The sequence below is a fragment of the Nostoc sp. T09 genome, from assembly GCF_002154695.1.
In the GTDB taxonomy this organism is placed as follows: domain Bacteria; phylum Cyanobacteriota; class Cyanobacteriia; order Cyanobacteriales; family Nostocaceae; genus Aulosira.
In genome coordinates this window covers 1-3,050 of sequence record NZ_MTAV01000106.1, presented here as the reverse complement: position 1 = coordinate 3,050, position 3,050 = coordinate 1, and the positions used below count along the sequence as shown (strand labels likewise).

The window sequence follows — 3,050 nt, the reverse complement described above, 5'->3', positions numbered from 1 at the left end:
ACTTGGCGCTGGTTCTGTCTCTACAGGTCTAGATGGTCTCGGACTTGGCGCTGGTTCTGTTTCTACAGGTCTGGATGGTCTCGGGCTTGGCGCTGGTTCAGCATTTGTAGTTGTGGGCGGTACACGCGGGGGCAGAGGTGAATCAATAGGTTGAGTGCGTTGTGGAGCTACAGGGGCTGGAGATGTAGGAATTTGCTCAATTCCTTGTTCTACTGCTTCTGGTTGCCTCTCATCTGGTGTTTTGGCAATTGTAAATTTTCCCAGGAATTCTGGGATTTCTAAAGCACTGATAGGCAGAGAATAACTCCCAATCAACAAACTACTGCCCATCGAAAAAATCACAGCCAAATTTGGGCAAAAACGCGATTTCTTATTGTTTTTTCTTAATTGCATAACACTCCTCAATTTTTTTTGAATTTTGCGAAAATTTATGAAAAGGAGCCATTGCTCCCTTGCTATTCTCCGACTTATCGCCAGTAGCCTTGGTTTCCCTAAATGGGAAACTTTTACCGAGGAATTTGTCCTTCTAAATTTGAGCTTAGATACCCATAAAGTGGTTTTCCGCAGGGTAGTAACGTTCACCAATTTATCTGTATCAACAGTGGGATGCGATCAAAGTTTTTTTGAATCTAAATTATTAAAAGTACATAGCTCATATATAATGAGCCACCTACGCAGAGAGGATGCTGCTGGCGATCGCTCTAAAAAAGAATTTATTTTTAATTCTAAATTGTTGAGTTACTTGTAGATTAATTTCCTGATGCAAAATAATCATTAGTGGCAACTTTATAGCAAAATTATGTGTCATGAATTAATATATACGCAAAATGTCAATGGATTCCCAGTATGCGCTGCTGTCTGAATCCCGACTGCCCAAGTCCTCAAAATGCTGATAAAAACGAGGTTTGCCAGAGTTGCAATACACCATTGATACCGCTTTTGCGGGGTCGTTACCGTGTAATTAAAGTGATTTCTGATGAGGGCGGATTTGGTAGAACCTATCTAGCGGAAGATGCGGATAAACTAAATGAATGGTGTGTAGTTAAACAATTCGCACCAAAAATACAGGAAACTTCTGCATTGAAGAAAGCAGTTGAGCTATTTAAAGATGAAGCTAAACAACTGCAAAAATTAGGAGAACATCCGCAAATTCCTACTCTTTTGGCTTACTTTGAACAAGATAATTATCTGTTTTTAGTCCAACAATATATCAATGGGCAGAATTTACTCCAAGAATTACAAAAAGGTGTAATCTACAACGAGAGTAAAATTATTGAACTTTTGTTAGATTTACTTCCTATTTTGAAGTTTATCCACGATCGCGGAGTCATTCATCGCGATATCAAGCCACAAAATATTATTCGTCGTCAAAGTGATGGGCGATTAGTCTTAATTGATTTTGGCTCCTCAAAGCAGCTGACAGCAGCAGTGCATACTCAAATCGGGACGACCATTGGCTCACATGGTTATACTCCGATTGAACAAATGCAGGATGGCAAAACTTATCCAGCCAGTGATTTATTCAGTTTAGGTGCGACCTGCTTTCATTTATTAACTAGGATTCGCCCATCTCAACTGTGGATGCAAAATGGCTATAGTTGGGTTAACTCTTGGCAGCAATATTTAAGTAATCAAGGCAGGCATGGGTTAGTCTTAGATGTAAATTTGGATCTGGTTCTGGACAAGCTGTTAACAACAGACATCGACAAACGTTATAAATCTGCTGATGAAGTCATCAAGGACTTGACAACTCAGAAAGCATTAGCAGCATCGCTCCCAACTTTGCTTCCAAGCTCATCAACTACCCAAATACCACAATTCAAAAATCGGCTGTTGATCAGTGCAGCTATTTTCCTGCTGGGATTAGCAGGAATTTGGTATTTACAGTCTCGTCCGCAGCCAGCCATGAGATTCTCTAACCCCAATCAGCCTGCAAACACCACAGGAAATTCCGATCAACCCAACACCCTCAAAGGACATTCCAGCGATGTGAATTCTGTCGCCTTCGCTAATGATGGTGTTACCCTGGCTAGTGGCAGTGATGACAACACAATCAAACTGTGGAATCTAGTAACTAAAAAAGAAATCCGGACTCTCAAGGGACACTCTCGATGGATTTGGACTGTCGCCTTTAGTCCCGATGGTAAAACCCTAGCCAGTGGTAGTGCAGATAAGACTATCAAACTGTGGAATATTTCCACTGGAAAAGAAATCCTTACCTTAAAAGGGCATACTGATGGAATTTCTGCTGTTGCTTTTAGTCCTGATGGTAAAACCCTTGCTAGTGCTAGCTTAGACAAGAAAATTAAACTGTGGAATTTCTCCACTGGCAAGGTAATTCGTACCTTGGTGGGACATTCTCAGGCAGTTTCTGCTATTGCTTTCAGTCCTGATGGTAGTACCCTTGCTAGTGGTAGTTGGGATAAAACAATTAAACTGTGGAATGTGTCAACAGGAAAAGAAATCCGTACTTTTGTAGGACATTCAGAATTGATTATTTCCGTTGCTTTTAGTCCTGATGGTGTGGCTCTTGCTAGTGGGAGTAAGGATAAAACAATTAAATTGTGGAATCTGGTAACCGGCGAGACAATGCGGACATTGAAAGGTCATTCTGATAAAGTCAATTCTGTTGCTTATCTACCAAAAGTAGAAGATAGCAAAACATTAAATACCATAATTCTTGTTAGTGGCAGTAGTGACAACACAATCAAACTATGGAATACGGTAACTGGAAAAGAAATTCGCACTTTGAAGCAAGATTCTGGTTATATTTATTCGATAGCAACTAGCCCCGATGGCAAAACTATTGCTAGTGGTGGTAGTGCTGAGAACATTATCAAGATTTGGCATTTGTCTGATTAACAATCCCCCTGCTCCGCTGCTTTGCAGTCATCAGGGGGATTCTTGGTTTATCCAACTATTTGTCTATAGGACTCATATTTGATTTTTGAAATATACGTAGTGGCGTGACCAGACTAAAATGTTGCAATAAAAATGTTCGTAGTTGCGCTTTAGCGCCCTATCAATTAGAAATCTAATGCACAACTTTA

Annotated in this window: 1 protein-coding gene and 1 pseudogene; one reads left to right on the top strand and one right to left on the bottom strand. The window is 40.4% G+C overall.

Annotated features, from left to right (window positions below; genetic code table 11):
- Positions 1-393, bottom strand: a pseudogene (locus BV372_RS20795) (peptidase); the annotation flags it as partial.
- A 453-nt stretch (positions 394-846) separates the two neighbouring features.
- On the opposite strand from BV372_RS20795, the gene BV372_RS20790 reads away from it, so the two are divergent.
- On the top strand, positions 847-2,862 hold the full coding sequence (locus BV372_RS20790; protein ID WP_086688395.1) for a serine/threonine-protein kinase: 2,016 nt from the start codon (positions 847-849) through the stop codon (positions 2,860-2,862).
- Positions 2,863-3,050: the final 188 nt, after the last annotated feature.